This window comes from Ruminococcus sp. FC2018 (genome assembly GCF_000621805.1).
Lineage (GTDB): Bacteria > Bacillota > Clostridia > Oscillospirales > Ruminococcaceae > Hominimerdicola.
This window is the reverse complement of the sequence record NZ_JHXH01000006.1, coordinates 67,742-88,147: the sequence shown is the minus strand read 5'-3', so window position 1 is coordinate 88,147 and position 20,406 is coordinate 67,742. Positions and strand designations below refer to the sequence as shown.

Below are 20,406 nucleotides of genomic sequence, written 5' to 3'. Positions count from 1 at the left end.
CTTTATATTTAAAATGAGACACACGTTTTTATAACGAGTGCCTCATTTTTTTATACAAAAAAGCACCCATACCGATCAGAGGTACGGGTGTTTGTTGATTATATGCGGTCTATCATACGTTAAAGCGGAACAGAACGATATCTCCGTCCTGCATAACATAGTCCTTGCCCTCAAGGCGAACAAGACCCTTTTCCTTAGCCGCTACCATATTTCCGCAAGCCATAAGGTCATCAAAGGATACCACCTCGGCTCTGATAAAGCCCTTTTCAAAGTCGGTATGTATCTTGCCTGCTGCCTGGGGAGCCTTGGTTCCCTTCTTTATGGTCCACGCACGGACCTCAGGCTCGCCTGCGGTAAGATAGGAGATAAGCCCCAGAAGGCTGTAGCCTTCCTTTATTATTCTGTTAAGCCCTGAAGTTTCAAGTCCCAGATCGTCAAGGAACATTGCCTTGTCCTCGTCATCCATATCGGAGATCTCAGCCTCTATCTGTGCGCAGATTGGGAACACGGCAGAGCCTTCGTTCTCGGCGATCTTACGAACTGTGTTGTAATTCTCATTTGAGTCTATATTATTTCTGAAATCGTCTTCGCTGAGGTTTGCTGCGTAGATAACAGGCTTTAGCGACAAAAGCGGAGTATCTGCAAGCATTGCCTTTTCCTCGTCGGTCATCTGCAAGGCTCTTGCTGCCTTGCCCTCTTCAAGGTGTGCTTTCAGCCTTTCCAGGAACTCAACAACCTCGCCCAGCGACTTGTCGCCTTTCATGGCTTTCTTTGTCCTGTCCAGCTTTCTTTCGATTATCTCAATATCCGAGAAAACCAGCTCCAGGTCAATAGTTTCAATATCCCTTGCAGGGTTCACCGAGCCGTCAACGTGGACAATATTATCGTCCTCAAAGCACCGTACAACATGGACGATAGCGTCCACCTCACGAATATCCGCAAGGAACTTGTTGCCCAGTCCCTCGCCCTTTGAAGCACCCTTTACAAGACCTGCAATGTCCACAAACTCCAGCGTTGCAGGGGTAAACTTTACAGGGTGATACATCTCAGCAAGCTTGTCCAGTCTTTCATCGGGAACGCTTACCACGCCCACGTTCTTTTCGATAGTGCAGAACGGATAGTTTGCAGACTCCGCTCCTGCATTTGTCAGCGCATTGAACAGCGTTGATTTTCCCACATTTGGCAGTCCTACCATACCAAGTTTCATAGATTACTTCTCCTCACATTCCGATTTCTTCTTATTTTTCTTTTTCTTCTTTTTGCCGTTTTTGATGACATTGTTATTGCCGATAACGATACCGTTCTTAACGGGCGAAATTATCAGTCCAATGACTACGCCGATAAGTATAAAAGCGACAGTTTTCCAGATGCAGCCGCAGCAGCACTTTTCAGTCTGCTCGTCCTCAAAATTATTCTCAAACTCGTTCATTTATATCCTTCTTTCTATAATAATTATTGGCTTTATTATTCACTGTCATAATCATCAAAATCATCATCAAAATTATCGTCGGGATAATACTTTCTGTCCAGCTCTATCATATGAGATGTATATATGACGTCATAGGTCTCGCCCTTTTGTACATAGTCGTACATATATTCACTGCATAAGAAAGTCTTTTTCTCGCCGTTTATAAGGCAGTCAATATAATAATTTGTTACATGACGGGTGGTCAGGTAACTATAATTAGTCCTGTCAAATTCATCTACACTCTTGAACAGTATCTTAGCCCGGGCTTTTGTTCCCTTTTCCTCTTCGTTCAAATTTGTCTTTCCCCATTTTGAGACACGGATTTTTACCAGAATATAAATAAGAAATGCTAACAGCAAAACGAATAATATCGGTAATAATACATCTCCTATCTCATATAACAAGTTCAAAGCACCCCTATTCTACTGATTTCATTGACTCTACCATATCTATCTTTTTGAGCTTGAAATGCAGCACGAAGTTGACTATGACCGTGAAAACCGCTGTAAACACTGCACCCAGCACATATGACCACCACACAAGGCTGTGGTTGAAAAGGACTATGTCCACCTCTGCTGTGATAACAACAAAGTGGTGAAGGACTATACCTGCCCCAAAGCCCAGAATAATGCCCAGCACGGCGGAAACTATGTTTTCACGGTAAATATATTTTGAGGTTTCCAGGTCGTAAAAGCCCAGCACCTTTATTGTGGCAATCTCCCGCACACGCTCGGTTATGTTTATATTCGCAAGGTTATAAAGCACCACAAAGGCAAGCAGACCTGCGCAGACTATAAGCAATATAACCACCGCATCAAGGCTGTCAAGGGAGGTGAGAAAGTCCTTGCCTGCCTCGCTCATAAGGGAAACACCGTAAAACTCACCGCAGTTTATGACCTCTTTTTTGAAGTCGGACTCGTTGGCGTCCTCTTTAAGGTTCACATATGCCATGTTGTATACAGGCTGTTTTTCATACAGACCTTCATACTGCTGCGGGGTGATATAAACATAATGCATGGCGTAGTTTTCCGCAATGCCCTTGACCTCAAGGGTGATCTGCTTTTCATCCTCACGGGATACGGTTATACTGTCGCCTTTTTTGATTTTCAGAAGGCTTGACATTTTCTTTGTGATTATACAGCCCTGTGTGGGTATATCAAGTCTGCCGCTTCCGTCAACAGATGACAGGTCAAGATAATCATGTATCTGCTCATATTTATCGGCGACAACAAGAGAAATATCCGCTGTTTTACCCTTATGCTCAGCCACGGCATCGTTTATCATACTCATGGTGTAGCTTCTGACCTGTGACAGGGATGACAGCTTGTCGTCCAGCTGTTTCCTGTCGTAGGTGTTTGTATTCATCACCAGCGTTGCATCGTAAAGGAGTATCTCACCGAACTGTTTGTCAACGATATCGGAAATTGAATGTTTCAGACCAAAGCCTGTAATTATCAGTGCTGTACAGCCTGCCACGCCCACAAGAGTCATAAAAAATCTCTTTTTATACCTAAGCAGATTACGCACAGTGACCTTGCTCAGAAAGCTCATCCTGCTCCAGATAAATCCTGCCCGCTCCAGAAGCACACGTCTTCCGTTCTGTGGGGCTTTGGGTCTCATAAGCTGTGAGGGCTGGCTTCTCAGCGCCTTCATACAGGAATAAAGCACCGCACCGCATATGCAGACCAGGGAGACCAGGCAGCACATAACCATATACCATGGCTTAAACGGGGTATCTATGGAAGGCATATTGTAAAGTATCTTATAGCAGCTGTAAATTATCCTGGGAAATATCTGCAGTCCTGCCGCTGTACCCAGACAGCTGCCTGCAATGGCAGCAAGCGCACCGTACACAAGGTACTTTGACGCTGTGCTGGCTGTGCCGTAGCCAAGAGCTTTATAGGTGCCTATCCTTATTCTGTGTTCGTCCACCATTCTTGTCATGGTGGTAAGGCACACAAGAAAAGCGATAAGAATAAAAAACACCGGGAAAACTTTTGAGATAGAGTCTATCTTGTTTGCATCGCCGCAGAAGGAGTTATAGTCAGAGCTTGCCTCAAAGCGGTCAAAGCCGTAAAACTCCGGTGCTTTCAGCTTTTCAAGCTGCTGTTCACCCTGCTGCACAGACTGCTGCGCCTGCTGTACCTGCTCAGTAAGAGCCTGCCTTGTGCCGTTGAGCTTTCCCTCAAGCTCCTGTAAAAGCCCTGCTGCTATTTCCCTTTGCTGCTTTACGCTTGCAAGGTCGGCATCTTTGAAAATAGAATCTGTGTTTTCTATCTGGGCTTGCTGTTGCACAAGTGTTTTATCGTAAGCCTGAAGCTGCGCCTTGTCAAAGCTCAGCAAAGCTTTCAGACTTTCTATTCTGCTTTTTGCAAACTCAATATCATGCTCTGCACGCTCACGCTGTGTCTTATAGCGTTGGTTTACGCTTTGCTTGAAAGCATCTGTCACGTCCTGTTTAAGCTCGTCTATCTTATCCCTGTACTCATCGCTGAACTGGTCCATACTGTGGACATTTTTAAAGCGCACATAACACTCTGTATAGTACCCTGACAAAAACTCACTTTCAGGAAGATAGATGTTACAAAGTATACTTCCGTTGCCTGCTTTGGTATTATCACGCTTATATCCGATATACATAGGTGAGGCGCAAATACCAACTATCTTATATTCACTGTGTTCCAGAGAGTCTGTAAGCTCCTTGCCGGGGTCGGTATCGGAAAACGCAAGAGTATTGCCTATTTTAAAGCTGTGAGGAGCAGTTATCTTTTTCTCGATAAGACACTCCCCCGGCTGGCTTGGGAATCTTCCCTCCACAAGCACGGGAATGTTCATTCTGTTGGGATTGTCCTTATCCGCTTGGCTGTATGAAATTGCTTTCAGAACATGGTTCTGCTGTTCATAGTTATAAAATATCTCCTTGGAATACCCGCCGCAGGCACCCTCCACGGTGTCCAGCTTTTTTATCGCCTCAATTTCACCCGAGCTTACACCGAAGGTAGACACAAGCTTATAGTCCATAAGCCTGTTGTCCTCAAAGTATTTATTTGCAGAGTCCACCATATCAGGCATGGTGGCTTTTATGCCTGCAAAAAATCCGCAGCCCAGAGCCACAATGGCGAATATTGAGATAAACCTTCCCGCAGAGATCTTTATCTCACGAAAGGTATCCTTGAACAGAGCTGTTTTCATATAAGGCTCCCCTCATCGAGCGTTTATTTTCTTTTGAGAACAGCCACCGCACAAGGCACTCTTCCGTCAAAAAAGTTTATCTCAACGTCCTCGTAACCCAGCTGTTCAAAATACTGCTTGTATGATTCAAGGGTGAACTGGCGTTTAAAGCCTGCTCCCGCCTTGTCCACTATCTGTGTAAAAAGGTTCTGATTTCCCTGCTCGTCCTTGTTGATATATGTGGGAATGATTATTAGTCCGCCTTTTTTGCAGACTCTGTTCATTTGTGCAACTGCTTTATCGGGATCGTCCAGCAGGTGGATCACATTCCCTGCGATCACCTTATCAAAGCTTTCATCTTTGCACTTGATATCCATGATATCCGCTTTTCGGAAAACTATGTTTTTCAGACCGAAGCAGTTGTCCTGTGTCTTTTTCAGCATACCCACCGAAAAGTCTGTTGCCACAAGCTTTTTGCAGGCAGGGGCAGCGCACCGTGTTATCATTCCCGTTCCGCAGGCAAGCTCCAGCACAGTATCCTCTTTGTCAAGATAAGAAGCCACATTCATGCTTACCTTTTTGTTCACATCGCCGTTGTAAACGTCCTCAAAAACGTCGTACACGCCTGAAACATTATCCCAGAACATTTATTTTCCTCCTTTATTCCCCGAACATATCCTTTGAGAGCTTGCCGAGATACTCACAGCCCTTGATTATCTGTTCATCGGTAGGAGTTGAGAAGTTAAGTCTGAAAGAGGAGGTCTTGTCCGACTCGTTTATCATAAATGCGTTGCCCGGGACAACAGCCACCTTATACTCGCTCACTGCCTTTTTGCAGAACGCAGGCATATCGCATCCGTCGGGAAGTGTACACCAGATAAACAATCCGCCCTGAGGCTCTTCAAAAGTGATTTTTGATGAGAAATGCTTTTTCATCTCACCTATCATAAGGTCACACTTTTTACGGTAGATATTCTGAAGCCCGGAAATGTGCTCATTCATATCCACATTGTTCATGAATTTATATGCCAGGAGCTGTGCCCAGATATTAGAGTGCACGTCAGAAACCTGCTTGCAAACCACCATTTTGCTGATTATCTCCTTAGGTGCGCTGATATAGCCCACTCTTATTCCGGGAGCAAGGATCTTTGAGAAGGTCCTTGAATACATAACGATGCCGTCTTTATCCATGCTCTTTATGGAAGGCACATTTTCTCCCCTTATACGCAGATCGCCATAAGGGTTGTCCTCCAGGATGATCGCACCGTACTTCTTTGCCAGCTCATACATAGCTTTTCTCTTTTCAAGGCTGGTAGTCCTGCCGGTAGGGTTCTGGAAATTAGGTATAACATAGATGAGTTTCACATTACCCTGTTTAAGCACATCCTCAAGCTCATCAATATCCAAGCCGTCCTTACAAAGGGTCACCCCTTTAAGGTCAACGTTGTAAGACTTAAAGGCATTAAGAGAACCGATAAACGAGGGAGCCTCTGCAACAAGTACATCTTTTTCGTTGCAAAGCACCTTGGCAGCCAGCTCGTTGGCTTGCTGTGCGCCGCTGGTAATAATAAGATCATCTCTGCCCTCAACAAACTCGCCCTTCTTTGCCAGCTCTTTTTTCAGCAGATCTCTCAGCTGAGGATAGCCCTCAGAGATAGAATACTGAAGTGCAAGTATAGGGTTCTCACTGAATATCTCCCCGGAAAGCTTTGTTAAAAGCTCTGTGGGGAAAGCCTCGGGGGCAGGGTTTCCTGCCGCAAAGGAGATTACCTCCGGGTCAACTGTAAATTTCAAGATCTCTCTTATAGCCGAAGCCTGCAAGTGAGAGACCTTTTCGGAAAACTTATAATCCATAAATTATCCGCACCTTTCATTAAAAGATTTTTTGGCATTATAAGCCAAAACAAATACACAGATAATTATACCACACATCAGGCAAATTGTAAAGTTTTTGGTCACAAAAAAGAGCACTTTTTACAGTGCTCTTTAATGATCTTATTTTCTATTTGCCTCAATATCCTCGATCTTTTTCTTCATATCGTACTGATCCAGTGTAAGGGCAAGCTTTTCCAGCAAGGTCTTATAGCAATGCCCTGCAACATGAACTCCGTCGGAAGGAGAATAGTCATTGGGGATATACACTCCGTCGGGACCCACAATGGCGTTGTACGCATCAAAGAACACCACATTGGGGTCCTTGAGCTCCTCTACCATTTTCTTGAGTGCAGTGTTGAATGTACGGATGTTCTCTATATTGGTAAACTTGCTTGCCTGGGTTATAGGTGTAATGGCTGCGGTAACGATGACGCAGTCCGGCACCTTGCTTTTGACCTTTTCAATAAGCTCCTTATACCTTTCCACATATTTATTCGCATCAATAAGGTTTACATCGTTCATACCCATTGATATATACAGAAGGCTGGGCTTGACCGCCTCGATAGCATCTACAAAGCCAAGCTCCTTGCCGGTCGGATCAAAGGTAAACAGAGATTTATCATCGTACTGCCGCAGAGCTGTGCTGCCCTTTGCGATATTATGTTCATAAGGCACATATCCGTATGCACAGAAACCGTATGCAACCGAGTCTCCTGCAATGACCACCCTGTCCTGATAGAACTTAACGTTCTCGGAGATACCGTTGGCAGGGATAGCCTTAGTAGTTGCCTGGGTAGCGGTCTGTGTCTCACCCTGTGATGAGCTGTCGTCTTTACTGCTGCTGTCATCAGCTCCCGGCAGAGCCTCACCGGTTATATTCAGCGAAACTTTCATAGATGCCACATTGCCGGAAGAATCCGAGGCAGAATATGTAACGGTGTATTTCCCGGGCTTTGCTGCCTTTGCAGCTTCCTCGCTGTAGGAAACTCTGAACTCGACCTTGCCGTCATAATTATCGTTGGCGCTTACTCCGCTTTTGAAGTCAATGGTGTCCCCTGTTCTTGCCTCGATATTTTTCACTCCACTGAACACAGGGCTTGTGGTATCAAGGTTATTGATGTTGAGCACCCAGTTTTTTTCCTTGCCTTCGGGGTCAAGCACAACAAGCTCCACTGTATTTTTTCCCAGCGCAGTAAACTTCTTTTCGGTGTCATTATCCGGATACTTGAAGGTGTACCCGTCTGTATCACCCACAAGCGCACCAAGCTTCTTTGCGGTATAAAGCTCGTTGACCTCTGTGGTGACATTAAACGAAGTAGCTGACGCATCTACAGCAGCCTGACTGCTGCTGTCGGAGCTGCTGTTTGCATCCATATCGGATATCTTGTTACAGCCCGAAAATGCAGCTATGGCAAGAACTGTCGATAGGACAGCACACAAAATCTTTTTCATCATTACCCTTTGCCCCCGAATATTTAATATTCAATAGTTTGTTACTGCTGCTGACTTTGTCTTGCGCCCTCGATAGCCTCTATCTTCTCCTGGGCTTTTGAATAATTCAGTCTTTTGGTAACGTCTACAAGGATACGGTTGTAAGCCTCTGTGTTGATATGAAGTCCGTCTCCGGAATCGTAGTCGCTGTTAAGAAACTCGTTGGCATCCTGCATTGACGAGTTCACATCGAAATAGATAACATTATCCTTGCCGTAGCTCTTTATCATCTGTCTCAGCTTTTCATTGAATACATTTATCTCCGAATTGCTAAGCTGGGGATACTCATTGTTTCTTGCGACAGGTGTTATGTTTGCCGCAACGATATAACAATCCGGCACCACCTCAAGGATACTGTCCAGCAGATCCTTGTACTGTGAGGCATATGTATCCGAGTCTATATTTCCCACATCATTCATTCCAAGGGAGATATAAAGCAGACTTGGTCTGACTTCCTTCATTGTGTCAAGCATACTCAGCTTTCTGCCTGTTGTGTCATACTCCCAACGTGAATAACCTGCGGTGGAGATACCTCCCTGGGCGATAGACTGCTCCTTGGGCAACACCTGGAACAAACTCCAGCCGGCAGCGATCGAATCTCCCGCAACGACTATGCGCTGCTTATAAAAGTCAACGTTATCTGCGCTCATCTCATTTATATCCTTAGCAGGATCGGGATAATTATCCAAAAAGCTGCTGTCGTCCTGCTTTGGAGCCTGGCTCTGACTTTCCGTTACCTTGATCTCCTGCTGTGGCGGATCAATAAATTTGATCGTCCTTCCCTTTATCTGATTACCGCATCCGGCAAGGGTGCAGACAGACAAACACACGGCAACTAAAACTGCCGCAGTTCTCTTTATCATATTCATCCTCCTCAATGATAGATACACAATATATTGTATCACTATTGTCGGCTTTTGTCAATATAGCAGAGAATAAATACAGGGAGTATGCCAAAAACATACTCCCGTTATTTATCTTATCAAAGTCTTGATCTTACGTCGTACTGATCCAGTCTTATAGCAAGGGCGTTAAGCAGCTTTGGGTACACAGTCCTGCTCAGATGGATACCGTCGCCTGCGCTGTATCCCGAGGACATATACTTACCGCCTCCGGAAACCACAGTGTAAGCGTCAAAAAGGATCGTGTTGGGGTCGCCAAGGGCAGTTACAGCCTTTATCATCGCATTGTTGCAGTTTATAATATTATTGATATTGGTAAAATTGCTTGTTGAAGCAATAGGAGTTATATTTGCTGCAACGATTATACAGCCCGGCAAACGGCTCCTTACCTCTTTGATAAAGTTCACATAGTTGTTTGCATAGGTCTGAGCGTTTGTAATGTTCACATCGTTCATACCCATTGATACATACAAAAGCTTGGGCTTAACGGTATAAATAGCGTTCATTATCCTCATCTGGGATCCGTTTACATTGAACCAGCCGTACTCCTTATAGTTTCTCATGGCAAGGCTGCCCTGAGCAAGATTATGCTCATAGGGGATAAAGCCGTAAGAACAGAAACCAAAGGCGATCGAGTCACCTGCTACAACCATTTTGTCCTGATAGAACTTTACATTGGACGAGCTTGACGCCGCAGGCTTTGGTGACGGCAGTGGTGTTATCACAGGTGTTGGTGCAGGTGCAGGTGCAGGTGCAGGAGTCGGTGAGGGTGCAGGCTTCCGGGTAGCCTGCGTTGTAACCTTCGTTGTGGTCTTTGCGGTAGTGGTGACCGCCTTTATTTCCAGCACTGCCTTTACAGCTGCGGTATTTCCTGCGCTGTCCTTTGCCTTATATGTAATATTATGCTTGCCTACCGAGCTATGGTCCTTGTCATCGGGGTCAAATTCCACGATAAAATCAATTTCCTTGTCATAATTGTCCTTAACGGTGACACCTTTTTTCAGCTCAGCAGTTTCGCCCTGGTTTATAGTAATATCCTTTACGCCCTCAAATGTGGGTGCAATATCGTCTTTCACGTTTACAATAAGAACGATAACCGACTTTATTCCGTTCATATCCTCATGGACAATGCTTATCTTTTCCTTGCCCGTCTTGTCAAACAGCTTTACGGAGCTGCCGTCCTCATAGCTTTGTTTTGAGCCACTGCTGGTGAACACAAGTCCGCAGAGCTTATCAGCAGTATACTCCTGTCCCACCTTAACGGTGACATTGTACTCGTTTACCGACACCTCAGCTGCGCTTTCGCTTTTGCTTTCAGAGCTTTCGCTGAGCTGAGAGCTTGTTTCACGGGGAAGGTCTGTATTTTCCCCCTGTGATATTTCATTTCCGCAGCCTGCAAGCTGCAAACCGAGAAGTGCTGCTGCCAGCGCAGCTGTTATCGTTTTCTTTATCATCTTTCTACCTCATTTTCTTTTGTTCTTTTCCAAGTCATTATACCATTCCTTTTTCAACAAGTCAACGTAAAAAACTGTTAAAAATAACAAAAAAATGCGAAGGATAACTGTACCCTTCGCATAATAATAATTATGTTATAATGCCCATTTCAGGCAATCTTTTCCTTCATGGAATGGCTGTCCAGGAGATTAGCCATGCTATTGAGCAAAACATCATAGGCTGCCGGCTGCAAATGCAATCCGTCTGCACCTGCATAGACGCTGTCAAGATGTTCCCCGTCGCTGCTGACCGCAGAAAAGGCATCAAAGTAGATCACTTTCTCGTCCATTGAATCGGCGATAGCTTTAAGCTGGGCATTGTGGCTCTTTACCACACTCAGCTTTACATTGGGATACTTATTCACCGCCGCTGTGGGAGTTATTGCGCCCACAAGTATAACGCTTCCCGGGCAGGCTGCTCTGAGCCTGGTGAGGAAATTTTTATAATGCTGTGCAAAGCTTGCCGAGGATATCCCCCAGTCATTCATACCCATTGATGTAAGGATAAGGGGAGCTTTGGCATTCTTGGCGCTGTCTATCTGTCCTCCGGCGGTTCTGATGGAAACGTTTATCTTGGCGGAGCTGTGCTCTACCGGGATGCGACCGTAAGCTGCATAGCCGCTTGCCACCGAGTCACCTATCACAAAAAGCTTCTGTTTATAAAATGCCAGATTCGGTGATGTGCCGCTTGCAGGCTTTGGCGGGTCTGTCTGTTTTGTAACAGTCTTTTGAGTCTGGGTGGCTTTTGTTGTAGTTTTAGACGTTGTTGTGGCAGGAGTCGTGGTGGTCGCCTCGGAAGTTACCGTGGCAGTTGAAGCTGCAGTTGTAGTTGTGGCGGAAGGAGTTGAGATAAGCTCTGCCGCCCAGCTGCCCACCGTGGTCGTTACGGAAGTTTCGCTGCTTTGACTGCTGTCACTGCGGGAGCTGTCCGGTGCGCTCACAATGACCTGCTTAAAAACGTCTGTATCGTCCTTCATTTCCTGTTCTGCGCAGCCTGCGGTGCAAGCCGCCGTTATCATAGCCGAAAGGATAAGCGATACCATTTTTTTATTCATTTTACCTTTCATCTTCCTCTTGTCTTTTATTCTATTACCTCATAGTTCTCACAAGCATTTTCTTTATTTGCCAGTTCGTTAATGGCAAGCACTCTGACCTTGAGCGGTCTGCTTCCCAGGTTCACCTCTATCACATCGCCCGTCTTTACATCATAGGAAGCTCTTGCCACCTTCTGGTTAACAAGCACCTTTCCTGCATCGCAGGCTTCATTTGCGACAGTTCTTCTCTTTATAATACGTGAAACCTTCAGATATTTATCTAATCTCATCTTTGACCTCTTTAACAAAAAAGACCTGACTAAACAAGCCAGGCCTTATCTTGATTACTTCTTTTTCTTAGCAACTGCCTCTTTAAGAGCCTTACCAGCCTTAAATGCAGGAACCTTCTTTGCAGGGATCTTAACAGGCTGCTTTGTGCTTGGGTTGATGCCCTTCTTAGCCTTTCTCTGACGAACCTCGAAAGTACCGAAGCCGATAAGTGTAACCTTGTCACCTGCTGTAAGTACGTCTGTGATAGAGCCAACTACTGTTGAAAGTGCCTTCTCAGCGTCCTTCTTTGTATAGTCGCCTTTTTCAGCAATTTTGCTAACCAATTCTGCCTTTGTCATTGTTTTCTACCTCCTATTATTATTAACGAACAGCCTTATGCTATTCATCAATTACACATTTTTAGCCCTGCGCCAGTATTCATCAAGCTCTTGCGCCGAAAGCTCCGTCATGGACTTTTCGTCTGCCGTGACACTGCTTTCCACCTTTTCAAAACGATCAAGGAACTTTTCGTTTGCCTGACTTAAAAGCTCCTCAGCGTCAAGACCAAGCTTTCTTGCAACATTTACACAGGAAAACATAAGATCGCCAAGCTCCTGCGCAGCCTTTTGCTTATCAGCCAGTACCGCTTCGGTCTCTGCGACCTCACTTTTCAGACCCTCGAAAGCGTCATACTCATTTTCAAAATCAAGGCCTGACTTTGCAGCACGCTTTCCGAGTTTCTGCGCTCTCATAAGTGCAGGGAAATTCTTTGGCACGCTTTTTAATGTATCGGTAAAGGTCTCCTGACCCTTGGTATCCATTTTTATGGAGTCCCAGTTGCGCAGGACATCGTCCACACCCTCAACGTTAACGTCACCAAAAACGTGTGGATGTCTTACTATAAGCTTGCGGCAGACATCACTTGTCACATCGCCAAGCTCAAAGTGACCCTGTTCGCTTTCAAGCACCGTATGGAACACCACCTGCAAAAGGACATCTCCAAGTTCCTCCTGCATCATCTCCGGGCTTTTGCAGTCAATAGCCTCCATGACCTCATAGGTCTCTTCAAGAAGATCTTTCTTTATGCTTTCGTGGGTCTGTACCTTATCCCAGGGACAGCCAGTCTCGCTTCTCAACACCCTTACTATCTTAACAAGGTCATTGATATCAAAAGATTTCTTTTCAACAAGTTCTTTTTTTATCTGCTCCATAACAAACTCCCGAAAACGTTTAAGCAGCGGTCAATACGCCGCCTCTCCCGTACCTCAATTATAATAACGCACTTTTCAAAAAATTTCAAGTGTTTTTTTATTTTTTTTTATAAATTCGCAACAATATTGAGGATTTCGGCATTTCGCACAAGATTGCAACTACAATTAAGTACATAATGACCGAAAAAAGCATTGATAAAAGTGTGCCAAAATGTGATTTTATGGGCATCAGACGCATTTTTTCCATTATTTCCGTAAACAGCACAGCGGTCAGAGAAGCCATTACACAGGCATATAGCGGCTTGACCAGGATACTCTTTACTGCCGGTCTCACCTTTGCGCTTTTAAAGACAGCAGCAAGGCACATAACGCATATTACCGCCTCGCAGATAAGCATTGACACGGCTGCACCGGTAAGGGCGAACCCGGGTCGTCTTATGAGCACAATGTTCCCAATTAGCTTTATTGCTCCCCCCACAAGCATTATCACCGTCACCCACGCAGATTTTTTTAGTGCATGTAGAGTTGTAAAGCAAGGAAGCGAGATCCCCATGAACACCACAGCTGCACCCAGATATACCATACAAGGGGCAGCTGCGGCTATTTCGCTGCTGCGGGCGGAAAAGAGCATTTGCAGGATATCTTTTCCGAATATCCCCAGCATTGCGCCGCAGGGAAAGACGATATAAGCGCAAAGGGAAAGCATACGGTTTATGTTTTTGCCAAGCATGGCTTTATCGCCTTTTGCTGCCGTTTCGCTTACAGCTGCCAGGGAGCTTTTGCCAAGCATTGCTGTAAGGGTTGGTGCAAGACCTGCAAGGGCAAGGGCAAGGGCTGTATACGAGCCGTAAACAAAATTGGGCAGCTGATCGGGAGGCACGCCTGCTCCGGTCAGAAACGAAAACCCGGAAGGATCGGCGGCATAAGCCTTTTCAACGCAGGGAGCGATGGTCAGCATATCTATCATGCCTGTAAGCGTTGATATCAGAGCCGAGATCCCCACAGGAAGGCTATAACTGAGCAGACGGCGGACAATGGTACCGGCAGGGTCGGTCACTTTGTCCGCACAAAGCATCTGCCGGGTTATCCCGTCGCCTCTGAAACGGCTGTACAGTATCACACAAACACAGGCGACTGCGGAGGACAGACTTGTTCCGGCGACAGCTCCTGCGGCTGCAAAGGCAGCAGAGATCTGTTCAGCCTGCTGCATATCGCTGCACGCTATCCCCAGAAACTCGCCATTTTGAGCGAAAGCATCAAGAGCAATCTTCTGTGCGGCAAAGGCAAGTCCCAATCCGAAAACCAGCCGCAGCACAGTTTCGATTATCTCCGAAACAGCTGTAGGATACATATTATGAAGACCCTCGTAATACCCTCTCAGCACAGACATTACCGAGCAGAAAAACAGTGACGGTATAAGTGCGATAAGGGCATATCCTCCGCACCTGCTCCCGGTAAGGAGCTGTGTAACAGGCAAAGCCAGGGGCAGCATCACAAGCGTAATGGCAATGCCCATGAAGGCAAAAAACATCATTGCTGTGCGTTTGACCTTGTGCAGGTTTGCGTAACGCTCGAGAGCATACTCCTCAGCTGCGATCCGTGCTATTGACGAGGGTATCCCTGCGGCAGCCACAGCCATTACCGGGGTGAACACCGAGAACGCACCTGCAAAATAGCCCATTCCCGTACCGCCCACAGACCGTGTGAGCAGCACTCTGTAAACCAGTCCCAGGACTTTTGTTATAACAACGCTTGAGAGCAGTATCAGCGAGCCTTTGATAAAACCTTGTTTTTTCAAGCCGCACCTCCGTAAACATATCTCACATCTATTTTATGATATGTCCACGGATGGTATTACAAAAAAAAGGACGGCATTCAAGCCGTCCCTTAATATTTATCATTTGATCTCAGAATTGAAACATCTCGTAATCATTTGTTTTTGCGGTCTTTACAGATGAATTTGTCTTTGGAGCAGTAGTTGTTGTACCGTTTTTGCCAAGCTTACCGAAGCTGTCAAAGATGCCGAAAACGTTGTAGCCTATAGCATCATTGAGAGAAGCCTTAAAGTTCTCGATATCGCAGGTCTTGTAATACTCCTCCATCTGGTCGATCTTGTATGTCTTCTCGGTAGGAAGGGCGATATCGGTAGCCTCTGTTTTGTTCATCTTGAACTCAACTGTAACAACGTTCTTTCCGTTGGTATCAACTGAAAGCTTGATATCCTTCTTGTCCTTCTCGCTTGTGCCTGTAAGCTTGATGCTTGCATTGCTGCTCTTGCCGCTGGAATTTGCAAAGTTGCCGTCCAGCTGGATAGTGCCGCTGAAATAATCGTCCTTAACAACTACCTTGTCAAGAGAAAGCTTACCGGATACATCTTCCTTGCCGTTGCTCTTAACGCTGAGAGTATAAACGCCGTTTACTGTGCCGTCGACCAGTTTTGAAGAGCCCTTGACGTTCAGTCCGTTTGTGCCCTTATCGTCTGATACGCTCAGATCAACTGCATTGACAGTATCCTTATTGATAAGGATAGCCTTTGCATACTCCTTGTTGTCGTATTTCAGACCGAATCCGCTTATCTCGTCGCCGTCATAATACAGCTCGAAGGAAGCGACCTTGTTCTGGTTTTCAGCAGGAACAGCTATTTCCTTTTTAAGCTCAGCCATGATGTCGGCGTAGCTCTTCTTATTGGTTGTTGTCTGCTTGCTCATTGAGTCGTCAAAGAGCTTTTTCAGATCGCTGTCGGCAGCCATCTTGTCGATCACTGCATACAGTGCATCCTGAGCCTGCTTGCCGTTTATGGAATAAATAACGCTCTTGTAATCATACTTATTACCGTCGATATCCCCGGAAACATTTGCTCCGTCCTTCTTTGCAGGCAGCTTGCTCTTGAAGGTATCCAGATAGCTCTTGAGCTTCTCCTCAAGCTTCTTGCTGTCGATCGCAGAAACATCAGGAACTCCCGGTACAAGGTCCTTCAGATCCGGAGTCTTTATCTGTGTGCCGGAATTGCCGGTACTTGGAGTCTGACCGTTGATAGTGATATTTCTTCTGTTTTGAAGCTTCTGCTGATACTCTTCAAAAATCTTTTTGATATCGGCTTCACTTGCCTGGATATATGCACTGCTCAGTTCGGGGATCCTGAAATAAGCGGTGTTATTATCCTTTGATGTGATAGTTTCCAGTGTCACCAGTGTTGTATCGTTATACTTAGCGACAATATTAGCCTGAGACTTCTGACCCTTCTGTTTTACATTGGTGCTGATCTCGATAGGCTTGATGGCCTGCTTGCCGTCGGAGTTGGTGGTTTTAAGTCCGCCCAGATTCATGCCCTCTCCGAATGTGAACTTCAGCGAAGAGTCATAAGCATAGTCCAGCTGTCCGCTGACAGCCTTCTGAACATCATCTGTAGCGGTGTTCACGCTTTTCTCCACCTGAGTCAGGGAGATCTTCATTGAGTCCATTTTCTCCTTAGGACCGGACGTCTCTCCGCTGTCCTTATTAACAAGATAATAGCCAACGCCCGAGCCGATAACGCTCACGCCCAGAACAGAAGCCAGAACCGGTGTAAGAACCTTATTTTTGATCATCTCAAATTCCTCCCACAATATTTATACAGACATAGTTACCTTACTTTACAATTCATTTATATCACTTTTACGCCCAAAAGTCAACGAAACTGGAGTGAAAACTCTGTGATAACTATGTGAAAAGCGCCCCTTGCTTTCAAAGGACGCTTTTGCAGGGTCAGTTAAATTCAAACCCCTTGGCTCTTATGCCGTCTATCACCGAGCCCAGAATCTGGGCATTGGTCTTTGAGACGCTGTGCAGAAGATATATCGCTCCCTCGTGGGCAGCTCCCACAAGCTTCTTTGCCGCCTTATGCTCCTCGGGCTGTGCCTTTGTATCCCAGTCCGCATAGGCAAAGCTCCACATTACCGTTTCATATCCGCAGTTTTTTGTCACCGTCAGCGACTGTTCCGAGAACTCACCCATAGGCGGTCGAAAAAGCTTCATCTCGTAGCCGAACTTATCCTTGATATACTTATGCATATCCATTATCTCGCTCTCGCAGGTCTTTGCGTCAAGGGTGGGCATTGAATAGTGATGCACCGAGTGATTGCCGATAATATGTCCCTCGTCTATCATTCTCTTTACCAGATCGGGATTTTTCTCTGCGTAGTCCTTCACGAGGAAGAAAACTGCCCTTATCTTTTTCTCTTTGAGAGTGTCCAGGATCTTAGCGGTGTATCCGTTCTCATATCCCTGATCGAAGGTGAGAGTTATCTTCTTATCGTCCGTATCAATGGCTTTTGCGCCCAGTTCACCATATCGTTTGTTGAAATCCAGCGCACCGGTGGTCCTGTTCTTTTCATCGGTGATAACACCCTGACCGTAGCCAAGCTTCGTCTTTGAAAGCTTTGAAAGGTCCTGCTTTTTGACCTCCACATTCACCGTTTCTGCAGAGGATTGCTCCTTGGGACTGTCAGGGGAGATCCCGATGGCGCACCCTGTAAGCGTCAATGCAGTCAGCGCCACAATTATCTTCTTCATTTTTCTTTTCTCCTTTGCAAGGTCATAATATCATCCTTCTGATGTAATTATACTATTCCCTTTTTGCAAAGAAATCCAAAGAAAAAAGGACGGTAATTTCTGCCGTCCTTTAAAAACATTTTCACTTTACCTTCAGATAGGATTTTACCAACGCCTGCAAAAGCTCGTCTCTGTCGATATGCCTTATAAGGCTTCTAGCATTATTGTAGGTCGTTATGTAGGTCGGATCCTCGGAAAGGATATAGCCTACTATCTGGTTTACAGGATTATAGCCCTTTTCCTTCAAGGCCTCATAAATGGTGGTCAGAGTTTTTCTCAGTTCCGACTCCTTTTCATCTGTAATTGAAAATTCAACTGTCTGATCGTACATAAGCTTGACCCTCCCGTCGTTTATTCTACGCTATTATTATACTCCAAGAAAATCAAATATACAAGCAGTTTTTTAAATTTTATGAAATCTGCACAAATCCAAAGGCAAAATTTTATACACAAGCGTCCTTATGCAATGGCGTTTGAGGGGTTTTATCCACGCAGTTCCGCACCCATTGCCGAAAGCTCCTTTAAAACTTTGTCCATAGCTTTGTCAGCCTGCTCGTCTGTCAGCGTGCCCTCGTGTGAGCGCATGGAAATGGAGTATGAAACGCTCTTTTTACCCTGCTCTATCTGCTCGCCCTTATAAACGTCAAACAGCGTGACCTTTTCCAGGATCGATCCTACAGCCTTTGTTATAGCCTTTTCAAGCTCAGCCACAGGGATACTGTCATCACAGACCACCGAGATATCTCTTGTTGTGGCAGGGTATTTTGGCAGGGGCTTATACTTCTTCTGGGACTGGGAATTATCCATTATCTCCGGCAGGTCAAGCTTGCCAACATATGTCCTTGCGGAAAGCCCGTAATTTTCCATTGTCTTTGGGTGCAGCTCGCCGAAGATACCTACTGCTGTGCCTGCGACCCTGACAACAGCCACTCTTCCCGGATGGAAAGCGTAGAACTCGTCATAACCGCAGTCCTTATCTGCTCTTTCAAAGCTTACATTCTTTGCGCCCACTCTGTCAAGGACATTCTCCACAATGCCCTTCATGCTGTAAAAGTCAAAAGTGCCTGCGGTATCGTAAACGCCCATTCCAAGCCTTGAAGGCTCGCTTGGGAGTATTTCGCCCTCAACGGGGATATACTCGTTTCCAAGCTCGAAAATATAGCATTTGGGATTTCTGTAATTATTGTTTCGTGCCAGCACCTCGCACACCGATGGGATAATAGTGGTTCTCATAACGCTTGTGTCCTCGCCAAGCGGGTTGGTTATGGTCACGCACTTGCGAAGGTAAGAATCTGCCGGAAGATTTATCTTATCAAAATACTTGGGCGAAATAAACGAGAAGGTCTCCGTCTCATTCATTGCGCAGGCAAACATTGCCTGCTTAACGGCTCTTTCAAACTTCTGCTTAGGTGTTCTCTGCGCCTGTGCAACGCCTCTGATTATTGTTCCGGGGATATTGTTGTAATCGTAGAGCCTTGCGACCTCCTCGGCTACATCACAGGGACGCTGGATATCAATTCTGAAGTGGGGAACGTACACCCTGCCGTCCTTTACCTCAAACTCAAGGCTTGTGAGGTAGTCTATCATCTGCTGCTGCGGGATATCCGTTCCAAGAAATTCGTTTATCCACTTGCTGTCGAACTCAACAGAATCCGGTGTATCATCGTGGTAATCCTCATCAATATGAGTGTCCAGTACCTCGCCTGCGCCCAGCTCCTCCACAAGCTGGCACGCTCTCATCAGAGCGTCGTAACAGTTGTGTGGGTCAAGACCCTTTTCATATCTTGAAGATGCGTCTGTTCTCATGCCCAGCTTCTTAGCCGTAGTCCTTACGCTTGCCCCGTCAAAGCAAGCCGACTCAAAGACAACGGTAGTGGTATCATCCATTATTCCGCTGTACTCGCCGCCCATTACGCCTGCTACGGCAACAGGCTTTTCGGCATCTGCGATAACCAGCATCTCGCTTGAAAGCTCTCTTTCCACGCCGTCAAGAGTGGTTATCTTTTCACCCTGCTGTGCGTTTCTGATGTTGATAGCATTCCCGCTGACATAGCGCAGGTCAAAAGCGTGCATGGGGTGACCGTACTCAAGCATTACATAGTTTGTAATGTCCACGAAATTATTGATAGGACGAACTCCGCTTGCACGCAGCCTTTCTCTCATCCATCTTGGGGACTGACCTATCTTTACGTTTTTCACCACCGCAGCCATATACCTGGGGCAGAGCTTTGAGTTGTGTATCTTAACGCTGATAATATCGTTAATGTCACCCTTTACGCCTTTATACTCCGGTTTCTTCAGCTTGAACTCCTTGCCGAAGGTAGCGGCAGTCTCTCTTGCAAGACCTGTTACCGACATACAGTCAGGGCGGTTTGAGGTTATCTCAAACTCCACAGTTGTATCGTTGAAGCCGATAGCCTCTCTGATGTCCTTGCCGATAGTCTTATCGCAGTCATCGCCAAGAATAAAAATTCCGTCCTCGATAGCGTAAGGGAAATCATGGACCGTAAGACCAAGCTCTGCAAGTGAGCACAGCATACCGTTTGATGCCTCACCACGGAGCTTGCCTTTGGTTATCTTAACCACCTTGCCCTCATGGAGTACAGTAGACTTATGCTTTGCAACGGGCACAAAATCGTCCTTCTTTACATTCTGCGCACCTGTGACTATCTGTGTGAGTTCTCCCTCTCCAACGTCCACCTGACAGATGAACATATGGTCGGAATCCGGGTGACGGACGATCTCTTTGACCTGTCCCACAACAACGTTTGAAAGGTAATCTCCCTCTGTCTCAAAGCACTCAACTTTTGAGCCTGAAAGGGTGATACCGCTTACAAATTCCTTTATCGGCATATCGCAGTCCACATAGTCTGCAAGCCATCTCATTGAAAGATCCATCTA

The 20,406-nt window shown here is 45.9% G+C and carries 18 protein-coding genes; all 18 read right to left on the bottom strand.

Features of this window, described 5'->3' with window-relative positions:
- Positions 1-112: 112 nt before the first annotated feature.
- On the bottom strand, positions 113-1,207 hold the full coding sequence (gene ychF, locus T494_RS0105735) for a redox-regulated ATPase YchF (protein WP_028505469.1): 1,095 nt from the start codon (positions 1,205-1,207) through the stop codon (positions 113-115).
- 3 nt (positions 1,208-1,210) lie between these two features.
- Positions 1,211-1,429 carry a hypothetical protein gene (locus tag T494_RS12450; protein WP_037344076.1) on the bottom strand — a complete coding sequence of 73 codons (219 nt, stop codon included), beginning with the start codon at positions 1,427-1,429 and terminating at the stop codon, positions 1,211-1,213.
- A 35-nt stretch (positions 1,430-1,464) separates the two neighbouring features.
- Entirely contained in the window at positions 1,465-1,761 is a 297-nt protein-coding gene (locus tag T494_RS0105725) for a hypothetical protein (protein WP_197021128.1), read from the bottom strand.
- A 124-nt stretch (positions 1,762-1,885) separates the two neighbouring features.
- A complete protein-coding gene (locus T494_RS0105720) occupies positions 1,886-4,660 on the bottom strand; it encodes an ABC transporter permease (protein WP_028505467.1) in 2,775 nt (924 codons plus the stop codon).
- Between the two features lie 23 nt (positions 4,661-4,683).
- The gene (locus tag T494_RS0105715) at positions 4,684-5,286 is read right to left on the bottom strand and encodes a class I SAM-dependent methyltransferase (protein WP_028505466.1); all 603 of its coding nucleotides are present in this window, start codon (positions 5,284-5,286) and stop codon (positions 4,684-4,686) included.
- Positions 5,287-5,299: 13 nt separating this feature from the next.
- The gene (locus T494_RS0105710; protein ID WP_028505465.1) at positions 5,300-6,493 is read right to left on the bottom strand and encodes a PLP-dependent aminotransferase family protein; all 1,194 of its coding nucleotides are present in this window, start codon (positions 6,491-6,493) and stop codon (positions 5,300-5,302) included.
- 141 nt (positions 6,494-6,634) lie between these two features.
- On the bottom strand, positions 6,635-7,969 hold the full coding sequence (locus T494_RS0105705; RefSeq protein WP_028505464.1) for a GDSL-type esterase/lipase family protein: 1,335 nt from the start codon (positions 7,967-7,969) through the stop codon (positions 6,635-6,637).
- Positions 7,970-8,007: 38 nt separating this feature from the next.
- Positions 8,008-8,868 carry a GDSL-type esterase/lipase family protein gene (locus tag T494_RS0105700; RefSeq protein WP_028505463.1) on the bottom strand — a complete coding sequence of 287 codons (861 nt, stop codon included), beginning with the start codon at positions 8,866-8,868 and terminating at the stop codon, positions 8,008-8,010.
- Positions 8,869-8,987: 119 nt separating this feature from the next.
- Positions 8,988-10,361, bottom strand: coding sequence for a GDSL-type esterase/lipase family protein (locus T494_RS14280; RefSeq protein WP_028505462.1), 1,374 nt, complete (start codon positions 10,359-10,361; stop codon positions 8,988-8,990).
- Between the two features lie 149 nt (positions 10,362-10,510).
- Complete coding sequence (locus T494_RS0105690) at positions 10,511-11,467, bottom strand: SGNH/GDSL hydrolase family protein (RefSeq protein WP_081777237.1); 957 nt, start codon at positions 11,465-11,467, stop codon at positions 10,511-10,513.
- 14 nt (positions 11,468-11,481) lie between these two features.
- On the bottom strand, positions 11,482-11,724 hold the full coding sequence (locus tag T494_RS0105685; RefSeq protein ID WP_028505460.1) for an RNA-binding S4 domain-containing protein: 243 nt from the start codon (positions 11,722-11,724) through the stop codon (positions 11,482-11,484).
- Positions 11,725-11,778: 54 nt separating this feature from the next.
- Entirely contained in the window at positions 11,779-12,063 is a 285-nt protein-coding gene (locus T494_RS0105680; protein WP_028505459.1) for an HU family DNA-binding protein, read from the bottom strand.
- A 51-nt stretch (positions 12,064-12,114) separates the two neighbouring features.
- Complete coding sequence (gene mazG / locus T494_RS0105675; RefSeq protein WP_037344074.1) at positions 12,115-12,915, bottom strand: nucleoside triphosphate pyrophosphohydrolase; 801 nt, start codon at positions 12,913-12,915, stop codon at positions 12,115-12,117.
- Between the two features lie 97 nt (positions 12,916-13,012).
- Positions 13,013-14,713: an oligosaccharide flippase family protein gene (locus tag T494_RS12445; protein ID WP_051540130.1), complete on the bottom strand. Its 1,701-nt coding sequence runs from the start codon at positions 14,711-14,713 to the stop codon at positions 13,013-13,015.
- A 109-nt stretch (positions 14,714-14,822) separates the two neighbouring features.
- The gene (locus tag T494_RS0105665; protein WP_028505457.1) at positions 14,823-16,502 is read right to left on the bottom strand and encodes a hypothetical protein; all 1,680 of its coding nucleotides are present in this window, start codon (positions 16,500-16,502) and stop codon (positions 14,823-14,825) included.
- A 157-nt stretch (positions 16,503-16,659) separates the two neighbouring features.
- Entirely contained in the window at positions 16,660-17,466 is an 807-nt protein-coding gene (locus T494_RS0105660) for a polysaccharide deacetylase family protein (protein WP_028505456.1), read from the bottom strand.
- Positions 17,467-17,587: 121 nt separating this feature from the next.
- Positions 17,588-17,836: an IreB family regulatory phosphoprotein gene (locus T494_RS0105655; RefSeq protein WP_028505455.1), complete on the bottom strand. Its 249-nt coding sequence runs from the start codon at positions 17,834-17,836 to the stop codon at positions 17,588-17,590.
- Positions 17,837-17,988: 152 nt separating this feature from the next.
- Positions 17,989-20,403, bottom strand: a complete 2,415-nt coding sequence (gene pheT / locus T494_RS0105650) for a phenylalanine--tRNA ligase subunit beta (protein ID WP_028505454.1) — start codon at positions 20,401-20,403, stop codon at positions 17,989-17,991.
- Positions 20,404-20,406: the final 3 nt, after the last annotated feature.